Raw genomic sequence first — 16,772 nt, forward strand, 5'->3', positions numbered from 1 at the left:
GGGGAGCGGCGCCGTCAGTCGTTGGATTGAAGTCCGACCCTGATCCTTGGCTAATCCACCTTGGCGGGGGCGTACTTCGGCATGATCAGGTGGATGACCAGAAGGGCGATCAGATAGACCGAGCCCGCCACGATGAAGATGGGGGTGTAGGTGCCGATCGTCTCCAGGATCTGGCCGACGTACTTCGAGAAGACCATGCCGCCGATGCCGCCGATCATCCCGCCGATGCCGACGACCGAGCCCACGGCCTTGCGCGGGAAGACGTCGCCCGGCAGGGCGTAGAGGTTGGCCGAGAAGCCCTGGTGGGCCGCGGTGGCGACGCCGATGATCAGGACGGCGATCCACAGGCTGGAGGCCATGGCGGCGAACATGACGGGCACGGCCAGCAGGGCGCAGATCAGCATGGTGATCTTGCGCGCCGCATTCAGGCTGACGCCCATATGCATCATCCGCGAGGACAGCCAGCCGAAGCCGACCGAACCGAAGTCCGACAGCAGATAGATGGCGACGATCGGCGGACCGAAGGTCTTCAGGTCCAGGCCGTAACGCTTGCCCAGGAAGTCCGGCAGCCAGAACAGGAACATCCACCAGATCGGGTCGATCAGGAACTTGCCGGCGGCATAGGCCCAGGTTTCCTTGACGGTGAGCAGCTTGCCCCAGCCGATCTTGGCTTCGGTATCGGCCGGATCCTGTTCGATATAGGCGAGTTCGGCGGCGGACAGGCGCTTCTGGTCGCGCGGCTTGCGGTAGACCAGCAGCCAGATCGGCAGCCAGATCAGGCCCAGGACGCCGGTGATGACGAAGGCCATCTGCCAGCCGAAGGCCAGGACCAGGACCGGAACGATCAGCGGGGTGACGATGGCGCCGATGTTGGTGCCGGCGTTGAACAGGCCGGTGGCGAAGGCGCGTTCCTTCTTGGGGAACCATTCGGCGACGGCCTTGATGCCGCCGGGGAAGCCGCCGGCCTCGCCGACGCCCAGCAGCATGCGGGCGAAGATGAAGTGGCTGAGGTCCTTGGCCGCGCCATGGAACATGTGGCCGATCTGCCAGATGAGGAAGGCGATGCCCAGGCCGAAGCGGGCGCCGATCTTGTCCATCAGCCGGCCCCAGATCGCGTAGAACAGGGCGTAGGTGGCCTGGAAGTAGAAGACGATGTCGGCATAGTCCGTCTCGGACCAGCCCATCTCCTTGGACAGGGTCGGCTTCAGGAAGCCGATCATCTGACGGTCGACGTAGTTGATCACCATGGCCGCGAACAGCAGCCACATGATGATCCAGCGGTATTTGCCCGGCGCCGGCGCTTTCACCGTGATCGGCGGCGGCGTGGTCGTCGTGTCGGTCATGATGAAACCCCGTTCCCGTACTGTATTCCTCGCGCGTCCCGACCTGTCCCCGCGTCATGCGGGCCGGCGGGTTGGCGCTACGATGATAGCTCTAGGCTTCAGCCTTGACGACCGTGCCCTTGATGATGCCCACGCCCTTGAAGTCGCAGGTGAAGTCACTGCCGGCATGGATCCGGTGCACGCCGGTGACGGCGCCGGAGGAAACCAGCATCCCCGCCGTCAGCGGACGGCCGCGCTTTGCGCAGTGCCCCAGCAGGAAGCGCACCGATTCGAGGGCGCCGCCCTCGAGCGACGGCGAGCCGCCGGTTCCAACCGACACTCCGTCGATAATGCTCTCGACCTGGATCGCCGGCAGTTGCGTCTGCCAGTCGGTCAGGGCCGGGCCGACGAAGATGCCGGCGTTGTTGCCGAAGTCGGAGGCTACGATGGGCGGGCCCAGATCATTGATGGCCGACAGGGGGCTGCCGGCGATTTCCAGGCCGATGAAGACGCCGTCGACGGCGGCGGTCGCCTCCTCGATGGTCCATTCGGTCTTGGCCGGATCGACGTTCGGGCCGATGCGGACCAGGAATTCGGCCTCGATAGCCGTGAAGCCGCCCTCGATCGCCTTGACCACGACGTCGCCTTCGATGGGCCATTTGTTGCGGGCGAAGATCGGGCCGGCCAGACGGTGCGTGCCCAGGGCGGACTGACGGGCCGGGGCGACGCCGCCGACCTTCCAGCCGATGATCTGGTCGGGATACAGGCCGATGGCGATCTCCTGGACCGCATAGCCCTCGTCCATGGTGGTCGGCAGCACGCCCGGATAGTCAGGCGTCGCCCGCGCGGCCAGACGCGCCGAGACGAAGGCCTCGGCGGTGGCCGCCGGATCCTGAGCGCCCGTAGCGGCGGCGGCACTGGAGGCGTTCATTGCGCCCCTCCCTTTGAAAACGTCGTCGCGAACACGAAAGACCCTCGATAAGGCGCGGAATATGGGCGGGCATGGAAACCGGTGTCAATGCGGTTCTTGCGACACCCGTGGCGCTTTGCTCCGGACACGGCTATGCCTTGGCGAAACACGATAACGAGGAAGCTTGGGTGACAGACGATCCGCGCGGCGCGAAGTCCGGCAAGCGCGCCACCATCAACGATGTCGCCCGGGTCGCCCGGGTGTCCAAGAAGACGGTGTCGCGCGTCATCAACCAGTCGCCCTTCGTGAAGGGCGACACCCGCGAGCGCGTCGAGAAGGCGATCGCGGAGCTGGGCTTCACCCCGGACCCGCAGGCGCGGGGCCTGGCCTTCCGCCGGTCCTTCCTGGTCGGGCTGATCTACGACAACCCTTCGCCGACCTATGTCGTGAACATGCAGCAGGGCGTGCTGGACGCCCTGAAGGGCTCCGGGCTGGAGCTGGTCGTCCACCCCTGCAACCGCAATTCCGAGACCCTGATCGATGACATCCGGGGCTTCATCGAGCGCCAACGGCTGTTCGGCGTGATCATGCCGCCGTCGATGTCGGAGGACGAGCGGGTCATCGCATTGTTGCGCGAACTCGACTGTCCCTATGTCCGGATCGCATCGATCTCACTGGACGAGCCGGGGTCGATGGTGGTGACCAATGACCATCTGGGCGCCGCCGAGGCCGCCCGGCGTCTCGCCGACCTGGGGCATACCCGAATCGGTCTGGTGCGCGGCCCTGCCCTGTTCCGCTCCTCGACCGTGCGCGGGGGCGGCTTCCGCGACGCCCTGGCCGAGCGCGGCATCCCGATGAACCCGGATTACGAGATCGAGGGCGCCTATACCTTCGAATCGGGGGTCGAGGCCGGGCACGCCCTGCTGGCGATGCCGACCCCGCCGACCGCCATCTTCACCCTGAACGACGACATGGCCATCGGGGTCATGCAGGCGGCGCGCGAGCGCGGGCTGGAGCTGCCGCGCGATCTGTCGGTGGTGGGCTTCGACGACCTGCCCATGGCCTCGCGCGTCTGGCCGAATCTGACCTCGGTGCGCCTGCCGATCCGCGACATGGGCCGGATGGCGGCCGAGAAGCTGCTGGCCCCGATGCGCGGTCAGGACCCGGCCAAGCTGGACCAGCCGGAGGTCCGGCCCTCGCTGGTGGTGCGCAAGTCGGACATTCCGGCGACGCCGAACTAGGGCCGGTCGCGATCCGACCGGTATTGCGCGTTCCGCGAAACTCACTCGATGTATGCTATCGGCGCATGAGCGATTGTCGGCATCCGACCCATTGCGGACATTGGCGAGGACGCGGCGACCAGACATACTCGCGTTATGAAAACCCGCCGCCGCTTTCGCTTTAATCACCCGCTCGACTGGTTCGGGCCGGGTATTGGCAAGCCGCTATTTCCCAGAACTTGGGAAGGCTGGGTTCTGTTTCTCGGATTCTTCGCTGTGATAGGCGCGTTCTCGCTGTTTGGCGTTGGATATGGACCGGAAGACGTCAGTAAGTGATCAACCGCGTGTCCGCTTCCCACCCTTCTCAGACATTCTAAGGGTCCGCTTTCAGGCATGAGACCAGAAAAGTTCCGTGGCGTGGCGTTCTACCCGGAGCACAAAAAACGCCGGAGACCCGCAGGTCTCCGGCGTCGTTCGTTCAGGCCTCAGCCTGAAAAGCCTCAGGCGGGCTCAAGCACCGGCGCAGTGGCGAGGACCGACTGGATGTAGTCGCGGATGCCGGCGTCCGTGGCGTTGGCGAAGAAGTATTCCTGGAACTTCTCACCCGCGATGGCGGCCTTGAGCAGGTCCTGGTCGACGGTCTTCAGGACGGTCAGCATGTCGTGGCAGGTCACGGCCTTCAGCGACTTCAGGATGCCGCGGTTCTTCGCCATGATCTCGGCGCGCTCCTTGGGATAGCCCAGGCCGCGCTCGCCTTCGAACAGCTTCTTGTAGACGTCCTGCAGGTTCAGTTCGGCGGCCCAGCCGAAGCCCTTGGCGTAGGGCATGGAGATGGCGTTGCCGTCGTTGATCTGGCCGAACAGGAAGGCGTCGGTCGGGTCGATGACCAGGCCGCAGAAGACGCCGGGCATGGAGTTGGCGGCCAGCATGGAGCCCATGCCGGTGCCGCAGCCCGTGACGACGAAGTCGGCGGCGCCCGAGTTGAGCAGGATGCCGGTCAGCAGGCCGTTCATGACGTAGGTCAGGGAGGCTTTGTCCTCCGGCGCGTACATGCCGTAGTGGAAGACCTCGTGGCCCAGGGGCACGGCGACCGACGTCAGGGCGTCGTGGATGGTGGCGCTCTTGGCGGCCTGGCTGTTTTCAACGATCAGGGCGATTTTCATCGGTTTCCTCTTGGTCGGATGCAGACGGCCGCGTTCGTTATGAACTTCGCCCGGCGTGCGTTGGGGGGTATCGGGATCAAGATGGCGGTCTACACCACCGCTCCTGTATTTGCATTTGAATATGACACCGGTTACCAACCGTCGCAACGACAGGTGGGAGGATCACCGAATGTACCGCAAAACCTACCACGCCACCCATCCCTCGTCGATGGCGGGCGCCACGACCGACGAGTTGCGCGACCGCTACCTGATCCAGGACCTGTTCGCACCGGGCGAGGTGCGGCTCAACTACACCCATATGGACCGGATGGTGATCGGCGGGGCTGAACCGGCGGGCGGAACCGTCAGCCTGCCCGTCCAGATCGAGCCGGCCTCAGCTGCGGGCAAGCCCTATCTGGAGCGCCGCGAGCTGGGCGCGATCAATGTCGGCCAGAGCGAGGGAACCGTCACCGTCGACGGCCGGACCTTCACCCTGAAGCCCAAGGACGGCCTCTATATCCCGATGGGTTCGGCCGAGGTCAGCTTCGCGGGCGACACGCGCTTCTACCTGGTCTCCACCCCGGCCCATGCGGCCTATGAGGTGCAGCAGATCTCCATCGACCAGGCCATTTCGATGGAGCGTGGGTCGCTGGAAACCTCCAACGACCGGACCATCTACCAGTACATCATCCCCGGCGTGTGCAAGTCGTGCCAGCTGGTCATGGGGCTGACGATGCTGAAGCCCGGCAGCGTGTGGAACACCATGCCGCCGCACGTGCACGAGCGTCGCTCCGAGGCCTATTTCTATTTCGAACTGGGCGACGAGAACCGCCTCTATCACTTCATGGGCCGGCCCGACGCCCAGCGACATATCGTCATGGCCGACAGTGAGGCCGTGATCAGCCCGCCCTGGTCGATCCATATGGGCGCCGGAACTTCCAACTACACCTTCATCTGGGCCATGGGCGGCGAGAACGTCGACTATACCGACATGAACGTGCTCGATATCTGTCAACTCAAGTAGGCCTGTCATGACCAATCCGTTCAGCCTTGAAGGCAAGGTCGCCCTCGTCACCGGCGGCAATGTGGGCATCGGTCAGGGCATCGCCCTGGCCCTGGCCGACGCCGGCGCCGACATCGCCTCGGTCGCCCGCCGCGCCTCGGACGACACCGTCGGCAAGGTCCTGGCCAAGGGCCGCCGCGCCCTCTCCATCCAGGCCGACCTGATGTCGATGGAGCCGATCGGCCGCATCATCGAGGAAGCCGAAAAGGGCCTGGGCCCCATCGACATCCTGATCAACAACGCCGGCATCATCCGCCGCAACGACGCGGTCGACTTCACCGAGCAGGACTGGGACGACGTGATGAACGTCAACCTGAAGACCGTCTTCTTCCTGAGCCAGGCCGTGGTGAAGACCATGATCGCGGGCAATCGCGGCGGGAAGATCGTCAACACCGCCTCCATGCTGTCCTACCAGGGCGGCATCCGGGTGCCGTCCTATACCGCGTCCAAGTCCGGCGTCGCGGGCCTGACCAAGCTGATGGCCAATGAGTGGGCCAAGCACGGCATCAACGCCAACGCCATCGCCCCCGGCTATTTCGCCACGGACAACACCCAGGCCCTGCAGGACGATCCGGTGCGCTCGAAAGAGATCCTGGGCCGCATCCCGGCCGGACGCTGGGGCGATCCGTCGGACATCGGCGGCGCCGCGGTCTTCCTGTCGTCGAGCGCGTCGGACTATGTGCAGGGCATCACCCTGCCGGTCGACGGCGGCTGGCTGGCGCGTTGATACCGCGCTAGCGTCCTGACATGACCGCGAAAAAGATCCTCTGCTTCGGCGAAATGCTGCTGCGTCTGAACCCGCCCGAGGGCGAGCTGCTGATGCAGGGCAACACCCTGACGGTCCGCCCCGGCGGCGCCGAGGCCAATGTGGCCGTGTCCCTGGCCCGCTTCGGCGCGCCCGTGGCCGCCGCCACCGTCCTGCCCGACAATGCGCTGGGCTATGGCGTGCGCGACGAGCTGCGCCGCCACGGGGTCGAGACCTCGGGCGTGGAGTTCCGGCTCGGCCGCATGGGCCTGTATTTCATGACGCCGGGCGCGGTGCGCCGTCCGGCCGATGTGCTGTACGACCGCGCCGGCTCGGCCTTCGTCCAGCATGTGGACACAGCCTTCGACTGGCCGGCCCTACTGGAGGGCGTCGAGTGGCTGCACGTCTCGGGCGTGACCCCGGCGGTCGGTCCGACCGGCACCCGCGCCGCGATCCAGGCCGTGGACGCCGCCGCCAGGGCCGGGGTGAAGGTCTCCTTCGACGGAAACTTCCGCGGCAAGCTGTGGGGCGAATGGGCGGGCGATCCGCCCAAGACGCTCGGTCATATGCTGTCGACCGCCTCGATCGCCTTCGCCGACGAGCGCGACTTCGCCCTGGTGCTGGGCAAGACCTTCGTGTCCGACGATCCGCATGAGCGGCGGCGGATGGCGGCGCTGGCGGCCTTCGAGGCCTTCCCCAAGCTGGAGCGCATCTGCTGCACCCTGCGGATTCAGGAGAGCGTGGCGGATCAGGCCCTGTCGGCGGTGATGCTGACGCGGGATGGTGAAGTGCACGCCGATCCGATCCACCTGACGGGCGTCATCGACCGGGTCGGGGGCGGCGACGCCTTTGCCTCGGGCGTGCTGTTCGGCGTCTGGAGCGGCTGGTCGGATGAAGAGGCCCTGGCCTTCGGCCTGGCGGCTGCGGGGCTGAAGCATTCGGTGCACGGGGACTTCAACCTGTTCACCGCCGCCGAGGTCCGCGCCGCGATGGACGCCGACGGGTTCGACATCAAACGCTAATCAGGCTTGCGGGCCCACAAATGATACATCCCGGCGAACAAGCCGGGATGGTCGGCCTCGACCGCGTCCCAGAGGATCAGGTCGAGCGCATTCGCCGACGGACCGTGACGCTCGCGGAACCGGGCGATGGCCTCCTCCGGCGCATCGAAGCCGACGAGGGTCAGGCCGGCGCCCGCCAGCAGGTCCATGAGGCCCAAGGGGTCATAGGCTCGTTCCTGCACATGGAAGACGAGATCGCGACAGCCGCTGAGGCTGTAGAAGTCGTCGCTGGTCCGCAGGGGCGCGAGCGGCGAGGCCGGCGAAGCGTCGAGGACGATGCGGCGGAAGGCGCGGATGTCGTCGGGGGTCGGCGTCAGGCCGCATGAACGGATCTCGGCCTGGGCGGCGCGGACGGCGGCGCGGGCGCGCTCCGAATAGAGGCCAAGGCGGATGACGCCGCCGGGGCGCAGGGTCCCGACCACCGAGGCCAGACCCGCCGCCGGGTCGTCCATGTGATGCAGGACCCCGGTTGAGACGGCGACGTCGAATGCGCCCTCCAACCGGTCCAGATCGAGGATGTCCCCCTGACGGAAGTCGATGGCGCGGACGCCGAGCTCGGTCGCCATGCGCGCGCCATAGGCGAGGCTGGGGCGGCTGAGGTCCATGGCGGTGATGCGCAGGTCCGGATCGGTGCGGGCCAGGTCGATGGCCTCATAGCCCGTGCCGCAGCCGGCGATGAGCAGGCGACGGATCGGGCCGGGGTCGGTGATCCCCGCAAGCGCGGCGATGACGGAGGCCAGGGGACGCTGATCGGGGGTCGGCGGCTCTGACCACCGGGGATAGGGGTTGAGCTCGTACTGATGACGCACGGCGGCGGAGACGGCGTCCTCCGTGTCATGATCGCTGTGTTCGGCCAGGGTCGGGAAGGCGCGGGCCAGCCGCCGCTCGACGACCAGATCGTCGAGGGTGCGCTTGATCAGCAGGCTTCCGAGCCCGCCGGGAACGGCGGCCAGCCGCTCCATGAGGTCGGGGCCGGGGCTCAGGTCGGCGAGGGGCGACGAAAGGGTCCGGAGCAGAGGGTCACTGGCCTCGAAACCGGGCGCCAGATACTCGCCGGCGAAGGCCTGAAGCGCGAGGGCGCAGGTCAGGGGCTCCAGCGCCGCGGGAACGCTCCCCTCCCCCACCCGGGACATCAGACAGGCGCGCAGGATGACCAGCCGCGCCTCCGTCGCCGCCTCGACATTGAGGCACAGGGAGAGAAAGGCGAGCCACAGCGGGTCGCCGGCGACGGCGTCGAGGTCCGCCGGGGCTGCGCCCGAGCCCTCGCGCGCCAGCAGCAGCTCGGCGGTGACGCGGGCGAGGGCCTGATGCTCGACGGCGGGTTCGGCGAAACAGGCGAGAAGATCCTGCTCCAGCTTCGGGTGATACGTCCGGCCGGAGAAGGCGCCGAGCTGGGCGGCGAAGGCGGCGGCCAAGCGGCCCCGGTCGGTCTCGCCCACGGCGCGCAGGCCGGTGCTGAGCACCTGGGTCGCCAGCCCCCGGTCGCCCTGACGGATCAGGATGCGGGCGGCGCCGAGCCAGGCGGCGGCGGTGTGGGGATGGGTCTGGGCGCAGGCCTTGAAGGTCTGGAAAGCGGCCGCGTCGTCGCCCGCAGCCTCCAGCGCCCGGGCCGTCTTGAGAAGGGCGTCGGGGTCGCTCAACGGGCCGGACCGGTCAGGCGCGCCGCCATCTCGTGGACGTCGGCGGGCCAGCCGCCCGTCGCGGCGTCGAAGCCGGGCCAGTCGTCGGCGAACAGGGCGCGGACGGCGGCCTCATAGGCCGGGCGGTCGCCGGCCATGGCGGTCATGAAGCGATAGGCGGCTTCCTTCGCCTTGCGGGCGCGGTCGGGGCCCTCGGCCTCACGCAGGGCGCCCTCGACGAGTTTGCGCAGGGCGACCGACGCGCCGCCGGGCTGGGCCGCCAGCCAGTCCCAGTGCCGCGGCAGAAGGGTGACCTCGCGGGCGGTGACGCCGAGCTTCGGACGGCCCGGGCCGCGCTTCTCCTCGACCGGAACCGGCAGGCGGGCGAGGACGGCGTCGAGGTCGCCGCGCAGGTCGAACTCGACAGGCTTCGCATCGGCGTCGTCGAAGATCAGGACGCTCTCACCGGCCTCGGTCGCCGCCTTGACGGCCGGGACGACGTCGCGCGGCGCGCCCGAGGCGATACGGCGGTCTCCGGCGAAGGCGGTGCAGCTGACGGTCATCCGGAGAATTTACCCGGATATTACCAGAACGGCAATCAGGCCCTTACCGCACCCCGCCCGTCCGCGACGCCAAGGGCCACGAGGGCCGAGGCGGCGATCTGGTCGGCGTTGAGGCCGGCGGTGGCATACATGCCGGCGGGGGTGTCCTGGTCCTGGAAGACGTCGGGCAGGTGCAGGGTGCGGACCTTGAGGCCGGCGTCGAGCGCGCCCTTCTCGGCCAGAAGCTGAAGCACGAAGGCGCCGAAGCCGCCCATGGCGCCCTCCTCCACCGTGATCAGGCACTCATGCTCGCGGGCCAGACGCAGGATCAGGTCGGCGTCGAGCGGCTTGGCGAAGCGGGCGTCGGCGACGGTGGCCGAGACGCCGCGGGCGGCCAGCAGGTCGGCGGCCTTGAGCGATTCCTGCAGGCGGGTGCCCAGCGACAGGATGGCGACGGCCGTCCCCTCGCGCACGATGCGGCCCTTGCCGATCTCCAGCGGGGCGGCCAGCTCGGGGATCTCGACGCCGACGCCGTCGCCGCGCGGATAGCGGAAGGCCGAGGGGCGGTCGTCGATCTCGCAGGCGGTGGCGATCATGGCGGCCAGATCGGCCTCGTCGGCGGCGGCCATCAGGACCATGCCCGGAAGCGCGCCCATGAAGCCGATGTCGAAGGAGCCCGCGTGGGTCGCGCCGTCGGCGCCGACCAGACCGGCGCGGTCCATGGCGAAGCGCACCGGCAGGGACTGGATGGCCACGTCGTGGACGACCTGGTCATAGCCGCGCTGCAGGAAGGTCGAATAGATGGCGCAGAAGGGCTTCATCCCGTCGGCGGCGAGGCCGGCGGCGAAGGTGACCGCGTGCTGCTCGGCGATGCCGACGTCATAGGTCCGGGCCGGGAAGGCCTGGCCGAACAGGTCCAGACCCGTGCCCGAGGGCATGGCGGCGGTGATGGCCACGATCGAGGGGTCGCGCTCGGCCCGCTTGATCAGCTCGGTCCCGAAGACCTTGGTGTAGCTGGGGGCGTTGGAGACCGACTTGGACTGCTTGCCCGAGACGACGTCGAACTTGACCACCGCGTGCAGCTTGTCGGCGCTGGATTCGGCGGGGGCGTAGCCCTTTCCTTTCTGCGTCACGACGTGGACCAGCACCGGACGGTCGGTGATGGCGGCGGCGTTCTTCAGGATGGGGACCAGATTGTCCATGTCGTGGCCGTCGATCGGCCCGATGTAGTAGAAGCCCAGTTCCTCGAAGAAGGTGCCGCCGACGACCATGCCGCGGGCGTATTCCTCGGCCTTGCGCGCGGCCTCGCGGAAGGGACGCGGCATGTGCTGGGCGACCGAGCGGCCCAGACGGCGGAAGTTCTGATAGGCGCCGCCCGAGACCTGCTTGGCCAGATAGGCGCTCATGCCGCCGACCGGAGGGGCGATCGACATGTCGTTGTCGTTGAGAATGACGACCAGCTGCTTGGTCGTCTCGGCGGCGTTGTTCATCGCCTCATAGGCCATGCCCGCCGACATGGAGCCGTCGCCGATGACCGCGACGACCTTGTTGGTCTCGCCCTTCTGGTCGCGGGCGGCGCAGAAACCGAGGGCGGCGCTGATCGAGGTCGAGGCGTGAGCCGCACCGAAGGGGTCGTATTCGCTCTCGCTACGCTTGGTGAAGCCGGACAGGCCGCCGGGCTGGCGCAGGGTGCGGATGCGGTCGCGACGACCGGTCAGGATCTTGTGCGGATAGCACTGGTGGCCGACGTCCCAGATCAGGATGTCCTTCGGCGTATCGAAGACGGCGTGGAGCGCCGTGGTCAGCTCGACCACGCCCAGACCCGCGCCCAGATGGCCGCCGGTGACCGAAACCGCGTCGATCGTCTCGGCCCGAACCTCCTCGGCCAGCTGCTTGAGCTGGGCGATGTCGAACCCGCGCATATCGGCGGGGACGTTGACGGTGTCGAGCAGAGGGGTCTCAGGCATTTCAACTATGTAGTCCGAGATCGGAAAAGGCGCGAGTGTCCATGTGGCCGCCACGGACTTTAGGCAAGCCTCAGGCAGACAGGATGTTCCCGCCGTGGACAATCCGTCCAGAAACGGATCAGGAACGCCGGTTCAGAACGTAGTCGACGCTGGCCTGGAGGTTGAGGGCGTCGTGGCCGAAGACGTCCAGATGGCTGCGGGCCTGATCGGCCAGATGGGCGACGCGGTGGCGGGCCTGTTCGACGCCCAGCAAGGTGACGAAATTGGTCTTGCCCATGGCCGCGTCCTTGCCGCCGGCGGCCTTGCCGAGGATGTCCTCGTCGCCCTCGACGTCCAGCAGGTCGTCGACGATCTGATAGGCGAGGCCGATGTCGTGGGCGAAATTGATCAGGGCCTGCTGATGGATCTCGCGCGCGTCGGCGATGATCAGCGGGATTTCGAAGGCGTAGGTGAACAGGGCGCCGGTCTTGAGGCGCTGCATCCGGGCGACGCCGCCGAGGTCGTCGCGCACGCCCAGCAGGTCGATCATCTGGCCGCCGGCCATGCCGCGCGCGCCGGACGCATAGGACAGGCGCCGGGCCAGTTCGCAGCGGACATTGGCGTCCTCGTGCGTGTCCTCGTGCAGGATGATGTCGAAGGCGGCGGTCTGCAGCGCATCGCCGGCGAGGATGGCCGTCGCCTCGTCATAGGCGATGTGCAGGGTCGGACGGCCGCGACGCATGTCGTCATTGTCCATGGCCGGCAGGTCGTCGTGGACAAGGCTGTAGGCGTGGACGCATTCCAGGGCGCAGGCGGCGCGCAGCACCGGCCGCTCCTCGATGTCGAACAGCCGCGCCGCCTCCATGGCGAAATAGGGCCGCAGCCGCTTGCCCGGTCCGAGCGCCGCATAGCGCATGGCCTCGGTCAGACGGGACTCGGGGCCGTCGGCGCGGGGCAGAAGCTGGTCCAGGGCGACGGTGACGAGGTCGGCGACCTCGGCGACACGGTCGATGACCGACTGTTCGGGCGAGTTGGCGGCGTGGGGCTTCGCGGTGGTCAAAACAGCCTCCCCCCGATCACGGCGTCGCGGTCGACCCCGACGAGAACGACCTCGCCGTCGGCGTCCGGGAAGCCCAGGGTCAGGACCTCGGACATGAAGGGCCCGATCTGGCGCGGCGGGAAGTTGACCACGGCGGCGACCTTGCGGTCTTCCAGCTGTTCGATCGTGTAGAGTTTGGTGATCTGGGCCGAGGACCGTTTGACGCCAATGTCCGGGCCGAAGTCGATGGTCAGTTTGAAGGCCGGCTTGCGGGCCTCCGGGAAGGCCTCGGCCTTGAGCACCCGGCCGATGCGGATGTCGACCTTCATGAAGTCGTCGAAGACGATGCGCTCAGCCACCGCTGTCGCGACGCCCGACATCAGCTGAACTCGGCGGGCTCGACGCCCTTGGCCTGGCCGTCGGCGCCGACGACGATCTTCTCGACGCGCAGCTGGGCGGCCTTGAGCCGGGCCTCGCAATGGGCCTTCAGACGCGCGCCCTCCTCATAAAGGGTGATCGATTCCTCCAGCGGCGCCTGACCCGACTCGAGGCGGGAGACGATGTTTTCCAGGCGCGCGAGGGCGTCCTCGAAGGAAAGATCGGCGGTGGAGGGAGCGGCGTCGGTCATCACGGACCGTTATGGCGGGGCGCGGCGGCCGCGCCAAGCCTCATCGCTTCTCGTAGCGACGCTGTGACCAGTATTTGAAGCCCTGATTGTGGACGAGCGCCCAGCCGCGCGCCTTCAGACACGCGCCGACCATGTGGTTGAAATAGCCGTGGGCGAGGACGAGGACGTCCTCGCCGGTCGCGGCCCGCTCGATCAGGAGGTCGGCGACGCGGGCGGCGCGGTCTTCGGCCTCGGCGCGGGTCTCCTGCCCTTCGTGATGGTCGAAGGCGTGCCACCAGAAGCGGGCGACGGCGCCCCAGTATTTCGGCGGCAGCTTGAACCAGGCAGGGAAGTGCGGCGGCGGCAGGGGCGCCTCGATGAAGAGGACGTCTGAAGTCACCTCGCGCCCTGCCGAGATGGCGGCGGCGGTTTCCTGGGCGCGCTGGCGGGTCGAGGCGAAGATCACCCCCGCGCCGGCGGCGGTGGCCAGCAGCTCGGGCGGCGGAGTCTGGCCGGGGCGCAGACCGCCGACCTCATAGCGGGCCCACCAGTCGCGGTACTGATCCGAGGTCAGCATGCATTTGCGCGACAAGGCCGGTTCGCCGTGCCGGGTCAGGACGATGGCCCCGGGTTTGGTCGCCGGAACGCGCGCCTCGCCAGCGGCAGGCAGGGAATCGGGGGTGTCGAGAGTGCGGGCCGGGAGGGTCATGATGAAAGGATGCGCGCGGAATTACCCTGCGTTCTGCGTCCCTTAGTCCTCCCCCAAAGCCTGAACATGGGCGACCGCCGACCGGCCGAGCCCTTCTAGGTCGTAACCGCCCTCGAGCGAGGACACAACCTTGCCGCCACATCGACGGCGCGCGACCTCGACCACGGCGCGGGTGGCCCAGGCGAAATCCTCGGCCTCCAGCGACTGGTGGGCGAGCGGATCGCGGCGGTGGGCGTCGAAACCGGCGGAGATCAGGATCAGGTCGGGGGCGAAGGCGTCGAGCGCCGGCATCAGGGTCCCGGCGAAGGCCGCACGCCAGTGTTCGCGGGCCGCATGGGGCGCGATGGGAGCGTTGACGATATTGCCGACGCCGGTCTCGGACGCGGCGCCGCTGCCCGGATACAGCGGCGACTGGTGGATGGAGGCGAGAAACAGGCTGTCGTCGGCCTCGAACGCCGCCTGGGTGCCGTTGCCGTGGTGGACGTCGAAATCGATCACGGCGACCCGGGCCATGCCGAGAGACTGGGCCACGCGGGCGGCGACGGCGACATTGGAGAACAGGCAGAAGCCCATGGCCCGGTCGGGCTCGGCATGGTGGCCGGGCGGGCGGACGGCAGCGAAGGCGCGCGTCAGTTCGCCCGCCGCCACGGCCCGGACGGCGTCGACCGGGGCTCCGGCGGCCAGACGGGCGGCGCGCAGGCTGCCGGGGGCCAGAACGGTGTCGGCGTCGAGCTGGTTGAAGCCAACCATGGGCTCGGCGGCCAGCAGGCGGGCGACATGGTCCGCGGGATGGACACGTTCCAGATCAGCGACGGACGCCTCGGTCGCCTCGCGCCGGTCGCGGGCCAGACCGGCATCCGCCAGGGCGTCGAGCACGGCCGTCAGCCGCGCCGGCCGCTCGGGATGCCCGTCGCCCGCATTGTGGGCGACCATGTGCGAATGGGTGAACAGGGAGACCATGCGATAAATACGTTAGGACCTCCGATCAGGATTGTCGCGGATGACGAGGGCCTTCGGGCGCGGTAATCCCCCGCCATGAGCACTCTGACCGACGTCACCATTCGCCCCGGCCGCGCCGAAGACGCGCAAGCCCTGTCGGCGCTGGGCCGCCAGACCTTCGTGGCGACCTTCGTCGACGGCTTCGGCATCCCCTACCCGCCCGCCGATCTGGAGGATTATCTGGAATCGAGTTTCGGCGTGGCGGCGACCGCGAGGAAGCTGGCGGAGCCGGGCGCGGCCTGGTGGGTGGCGGAGCGGGAGGGCGAATTGCTGGCCTTCGCCAACGCGGGGCCGAACGGCCTGCCCCACCCTGAGGCGACGCCCGCCAATATGGAGCTGCGCCGGCTCTATGTCGGTACGCACGCCCAGGGGCTGGGCCTGGGCACCACCCTGCTGAAGCTGTCGCTGGAGTGGATGGAGGCCGAGACTGACGGCCCGCTGTGGATCGGGGTCTGGAGCGGCAATGTGAAGGCCCAGAGGCTGTACGAGGCCTATGGCTTCGCCAAGGCCGGCGAATACCTCTATCCGGTCGGCGACTGGCGCGACCACGAGTTCATCTTGCGGCGAGACTGATCGAGGTTCAGGTTCGCCCGATGCTCCTGCCCTTCTTCACCGCCCTGCGCGAGGCCAAGGTTCCGGTCTCGACCAAGGAATGGCTCCACCTGATGGAGGCCATGGACAAGGGCTTGCCAGGCTCGGGGCCGGGCGGCCGGATCGAGGACTTCTACCACCTGTCGCGGGCGGTGCTGGTCAAGGACGAGAAGCACTACGACCGCTTCGACCAGGTGTTCGGCAAGGTGTTCAAGGGGGTCGAGAGCGTCGGCATCGGCGACGACCTGACCACGGACATCCCGGAAGACTGGCTGCGGCTGCTAACCGACAAATACCTGACCGACGAGGAGAAGGCCGAGATCGAGGCGCTCGGCGGGTTCGAAAAGCTGATGGAGACGCTGAAGCAGCGTCTGGAGGAACAGAAGGAGCGCCACGAGGGCGGGTCCAAATGGATCGGCACCGGCGGGACCTCTCCCTTCGGCCACGGCGGCTACAATCCCGAGGGCGTGCGTATCGGCGGACCCGGCAAACAGGGCCGGGCGGTCAAGGTCTGGGAGAAGCGCGAATACAAGAACCTCGACGACACGGTCGAACTGGGCACGCGCAACATCAAGGTCGCCCTGCGCCGTCTGCGCCGCTTCGCGCGGCAAGGGGCCCCGGACGAGCTGGACATCGACGGCACCATCGACGGTACGGCGCGTCAGGGCTGGCTGGACATCCAGATGCGGCCCGAGCGGCGCAATACGATCAAGGTCCTGCTGTTCCTCGACGTCGGCGGCTCGATGGACGGCCATATCAAACTGGTCGAGGAGCTGTTCTCCGCGGCCCGGACCGAGTTCAAGAACCTGGAGTTCTTCTACTTCCACAACTGCCTCTACGAGGGGGTCTGGAAGGACAACCGCCGTCGGCATTCCGAGCAGACCCCGACCTGGGAGGTGCTCAACAAATATCCGGGCGACTGGCGGGCCATCTTCGTCGGCGACGCGACCATGAGCCCCTATGAGGTCACCATGCCCGGCGGCTCGGTCGAGCACTGGAACGAGGAGGCCGGCGCCGTCTGGCTGAGACGCGCGCGGCAGCAGTGGGACAAGTCGGTCTGGCTGAACCCCGTCGCGGAGAAATACTGGAGCTATACGGCCTCGGTGAAGCTGATCGACGAGGTCATGGACCAGCGGATGTTCCCGCTGACGCTGGATGGGCTGGACAGAGCCATGCGCGCGCTGACGCGCTAGGGCGACGCGGACCCTCACGCGGTAGATTTTCGCGTCCGGCGGGTGCAGTCTGGGGGTCTCTTTC

The 16,772-nt window shown here is 68.0% G+C and carries 18 protein-coding genes; 7 read left to right on the forward strand and 11 right to left on the reverse strand.

Annotated elements, in window-relative coordinates; genetic code table 11:
• Window positions 1-50: 50 nt before the first annotated feature.
• On the reverse strand, window positions 51-1,343 hold the full coding sequence (locus ACW172_RS01610; RefSeq protein ID WP_492033453.1) for an MFS transporter: 1,293 nt from the start codon (window positions 1,341-1,343) through the stop codon (window positions 51-53).
• 91 nt (window positions 1,344-1,434) lie between these two features.
• Window positions 1,435-2,253, reverse strand: coding sequence for a 2-keto-4-pentenoate hydratase (locus tag ACW172_RS01615; protein WP_492033454.1), 819 nt, complete (start codon window positions 2,251-2,253; stop codon window positions 1,435-1,437).
• Between the two features lie 167 nt (window positions 2,254-2,420).
• On the opposite strand from ACW172_RS01615, the gene ACW172_RS01620 reads away from it, so the two are divergent.
• Together ACW172_RS01620 and ACW172_RS01625 are read left to right on the forward strand one after the other, a co-directional pair.
• Window positions 2,421-3,473, forward strand: coding sequence for a LacI family DNA-binding transcriptional regulator (locus tag ACW172_RS01620; RefSeq protein WP_492033455.1), 1,053 nt, complete (start codon window positions 2,421-2,423; stop codon window positions 3,471-3,473).
• Between the two features lie 135 nt (window positions 3,474-3,608).
• On the forward strand, window positions 3,609-3,788 hold the full coding sequence (locus ACW172_RS01625; protein ID WP_492033456.1) for a hypothetical protein: 180 nt from the start codon (window positions 3,609-3,611) through the stop codon (window positions 3,786-3,788).
• A gap of 164 nt (window positions 3,789-3,952) precedes the next feature.
• Here ACW172_RS01625 and ACW172_RS01630 read toward each other — a convergent pair whose 3' ends face one another.
• On the reverse strand, window positions 3,953-4,615 hold the full coding sequence (locus ACW172_RS01630; RefSeq protein ID WP_492033457.1) for an RpiB/LacA/LacB family sugar-phosphate isomerase: 663 nt from the start codon (window positions 4,613-4,615) through the stop codon (window positions 3,953-3,955).
• A gap of 169 nt (window positions 4,616-4,784) precedes the next feature.
• On the opposite strand from ACW172_RS01630, the gene kduI reads away from it, so the two are divergent.
• The 3 genes from kduI to ACW172_RS01645 are packed head-to-tail and all read left to right on the forward strand — an operon-like array spanning window position 4,785 to window position 7,424.
• The gene (gene kduI, locus ACW172_RS01635) at window positions 4,785-5,618 is read left to right on the forward strand and encodes a 5-dehydro-4-deoxy-D-glucuronate isomerase (RefSeq protein WP_492033458.1); all 834 of its coding nucleotides are present in this window, start codon (window positions 4,785-4,787) and stop codon (window positions 5,616-5,618) included.
• A 7-nt stretch (window positions 5,619-5,625) separates the two neighbouring features.
• Complete coding sequence (gene kduD, locus ACW172_RS01640; RefSeq protein WP_492033459.1) at window positions 5,626-6,384, forward strand: 2-dehydro-3-deoxy-D-gluconate 5-dehydrogenase KduD; 759 nt, start codon at window positions 5,626-5,628, stop codon at window positions 6,382-6,384.
• Window positions 6,385-6,404: 20 nt separating this feature from the next.
• Window positions 6,405-7,424: a PfkB family carbohydrate kinase gene (locus ACW172_RS01645; protein WP_492033460.1), complete on the forward strand. Its 1,020-nt coding sequence runs from the start codon at window positions 6,405-6,407 to the stop codon at window positions 7,422-7,424.
• Here the strand turns inward: ACW172_RS01645 and ACW172_RS01650 are convergent.
• The 8 genes from ACW172_RS01650 to ACW172_RS01685 form a co-directional block, all read right to left on the reverse strand.
• The gene (locus ACW172_RS01650) at window positions 7,421-9,103 is read right to left on the reverse strand and encodes a methyltransferase domain-containing protein (protein WP_492033461.1); all 1,683 of its coding nucleotides are present in this window, start codon (window positions 9,101-9,103) and stop codon (window positions 7,421-7,423) included. The genes ACW172_RS01645 and ACW172_RS01650 overlap by 4 nt on opposite strands.
• Window positions 9,100-9,645 carry a DUF2239 family protein gene (locus ACW172_RS01655; RefSeq protein ID WP_492033462.1) on the reverse strand — a complete coding sequence of 182 codons (546 nt, stop codon included), beginning with the start codon at window positions 9,643-9,645 and terminating at the stop codon, window positions 9,100-9,102. Before ACW172_RS01655 ends, ACW172_RS01650 begins: the two co-directional genes overlap by 4 nt.
• 35 nt (window positions 9,646-9,680) lie before the next feature.
• Window positions 9,681-11,591: a 1-deoxy-D-xylulose-5-phosphate synthase gene (gene dxs, locus ACW172_RS01660; RefSeq protein WP_492033463.1), complete on the reverse strand. Its 1,911-nt coding sequence runs from the start codon at window positions 11,589-11,591 to the stop codon at window positions 9,681-9,683.
• A gap of 118 nt (window positions 11,592-11,709) precedes the next feature.
• Window positions 11,710-12,582, reverse strand: a complete 873-nt coding sequence (locus ACW172_RS01665; protein ID WP_492034920.1) for a polyprenyl synthetase family protein — start codon at window positions 12,580-12,582, stop codon at window positions 11,710-11,712.
• A 44-nt stretch (window positions 12,583-12,626) separates the two neighbouring features.
• Window positions 12,627-12,989 carry a tRNA-binding protein gene (locus ACW172_RS01670; protein ID WP_492033464.1) on the reverse strand — a complete coding sequence of 121 codons (363 nt, stop codon included), beginning with the start codon at window positions 12,987-12,989 and terminating at the stop codon, window positions 12,627-12,629.
• The gene (locus tag ACW172_RS01675) at window positions 12,989-13,237 is read right to left on the reverse strand and encodes an exodeoxyribonuclease VII small subunit (protein ID WP_492033465.1); all 249 of its coding nucleotides are present in this window, start codon (window positions 13,235-13,237) and stop codon (window positions 12,989-12,991) included. The genes ACW172_RS01670 and ACW172_RS01675 overlap by 1 nt, the downstream gene beginning before the upstream one ends.
• A 40-nt stretch (window positions 13,238-13,277) precedes the next feature.
• Window positions 13,278-13,925 carry a histidine phosphatase family protein gene (locus ACW172_RS01680; RefSeq protein WP_492033466.1) on the reverse strand — a complete coding sequence of 216 codons (648 nt, stop codon included), beginning with the start codon at window positions 13,923-13,925 and terminating at the stop codon, window positions 13,278-13,280.
• A gap of 42 nt (window positions 13,926-13,967) precedes the next feature.
• Window positions 13,968-14,885, reverse strand: coding sequence for a histone deacetylase family protein (locus tag ACW172_RS01685; protein ID WP_492033467.1), 918 nt, complete (start codon window positions 14,883-14,885; stop codon window positions 13,968-13,970).
• Window positions 14,886-14,960: 75 nt separating this feature from the next.
• Here ACW172_RS01685 and ACW172_RS01690 point away from each other — a divergent pair, with 75 nt between their 5' ends.
• Window positions 14,961-15,497: a GNAT family N-acetyltransferase gene (locus ACW172_RS01690; RefSeq protein ID WP_492033468.1), complete on the forward strand. Its 537-nt coding sequence runs from the start codon at window positions 14,961-14,963 to the stop codon at window positions 15,495-15,497.
• A 20-nt stretch (window positions 15,498-15,517) separates the two neighbouring features.
• The gene (locus tag ACW172_RS01695) at window positions 15,518-16,708 is read left to right on the forward strand and encodes a vWA domain-containing protein (protein WP_492033469.1); all 1,191 of its coding nucleotides are present in this window, start codon (window positions 15,518-15,520) and stop codon (window positions 16,706-16,708) included.
• The last annotated feature ends 64 nt before the right edge of the window (window positions 16,709-16,772 follow it).

It is taken from the genome of Brevundimonas sp. ALps5, assembly GCF_058681645.1.